Genomic DNA, 1,796 nt, shown 5'->3' with positions numbered 1-1,796 from the left:
AAAAAGAGACTCTGCTAAAGTCTCATGACGAATATATAACATATTCCAAAAACTATGAAAATGAATATCTAGGCAATATTCATAAGATACAAATTAACTTAAATCGCAAAAGTTAACAGCGCTATTTTAACACATAGAAAATAAAAATACTATGACTTTACCGTTTTCTAATAGCGGGTAAAGTGTTCAAACTTTGACAATGGGACTCCTATAATGGGGTCCTTATTTAATTTCCTTGAAAATATAAAATCCGCCCTTTTGCGTGTGGGTGGGGTGACTCCAGTTGGGGCCCCCGACACCGCAAGGCGGATTTATTTTATTTATAAAAGACCGAGAGAAATAACACTAACCATTATGGTATTGACATGATACCACTTTGATACTATAATGATACCATAAGGAGGTGAAGTTATTGGGAAAAGCGGTTTTTTCTCTAAGGCTTACTGAAGACCTACACGAATGGTTAAAAAAAGAAGCTGAAAAGAGAGGTATGTCGGTCAACGCTTTGATTTCATACATACTGAGCGAATATAAAGACGATAAAGAGTTTTAACGGAGTAGTTCTACGTAGTGAAAGCGTAGCGGTTCCTTTACTTGGAAAGGCGACTCTGATAACCTAGTTCGGTTTGCCACATTAAAGATTTCTAGAAGGTGGCGACGGTGGCAAGTAATCTGGGTCGCAAAGGTTCCGAGTCAAGGATTCATGGAGTAGATCTACGCAGTGGTGATGGTGAAGCGCAACTAAAAAAACAAGAAAAGAGGACGAGCACATGTTTAATATTTCTTATTACAAAACCGAAGACACAAAAGTAATGGTGGTTACATTACACGCACTAAAACAAACTATCATTTTGCAACCAGGATTCTTTTATAAAATTTCAGGAGTTGATAGAAAAGTAATAACCGGCTGCGGCGAATTTAGTGGTACAATTCTAGTAGATTTAGGATTTATATTTCCGTTTAAATCTGATAGAAAAATAGGTTAATATTTAATCGCTATTTCTGTTTCTTACTTAACTTGATTATAGCGATTAATAAGCAGAAAAATTTAGACAAGGAAGAGAGGTATTTTATAATTGAGGTATCGTCACAAACTAATAAAAAGTGGCGGTGTATGGGAATTATTGAGCTACGAGAAAGAGGTAGCAACAGGTAAAGATGCAGTTCGTGAAAATGCTGGTAGGAAAAAACAGTCTGATCATGATTGGATAAATGATGCTGAAACAAAGATGAAGAACAGGTCTGATGTGTTATATCGTGCAAGGAAGCAAGTGTTTAACCAAGCAAATGCCAATGCAAATGCGTGGAACGAGCAACCGAAATTTTTCACACTTACATATGCTGAAAACATGCAGGACATAAAACAATCTAACTATAACTTCAAAAAGTTTATCCAAAGGCTGAATTACACTTTAAAAATAAAACTAAAATACACTGCTGTAATTGAGTTTCAGAAACGAGGGGCTATACATTATCACCTATTGGTCTATAACCTTCCTTACACGCCTGTAGACGTTCTATCGGACATCTGGGGTCATGGGTTTGTTAAAATAAATAAAATAGACCACGTGGACAATGTAGGGGCTTATATAACGAAATATATGATAAAGGATAATATTGACGAAAGATTACTTGGAGAGAAGTCTTATTTTTCGAGTAGAGGGTTAAAGAAGCCTGAAGAGTATATTTTGACGGAAAAAGAAAAAGAGACTCTGCTAAAGTCTCATGACGAATATATAACATATTCCAAAAACTATGAAAATGAATATCTAGGCAATATTCATAAGATACAAATT

Annotated in this window: 2 protein-coding genes; both read left to right on the top strand. The window is 35.4% G+C overall.

Features of this window, described 5'->3' with window-relative positions:
* Positions 1-403 precede the first annotated feature (403 nt).
* A complete protein-coding gene (locus AC0B44_RS21190) occupies positions 404-553 on the top strand; it encodes a toxin-antitoxin system HicB family antitoxin (protein WP_350502499.1) in 150 nt (49 codons plus the stop codon).
* Positions 554-1,076: 523 nt separating this feature from the next.
* A partial coding sequence (locus tag AC0B44_RS21185; RefSeq protein ID WP_435055990.1) for a rolling circle replication-associated protein occupies positions 1,077-1,796 on the top strand: 720 nt, incomplete at its 3' end.

The sequence above is a fragment of the Rhodococcus sp. NPDC019050 genome (genome assembly GCF_055664235.1).
Note: the sequence above shows the minus strand (reverse complement) of the source record. Positions and strands in the feature narration are given on the sequence as shown.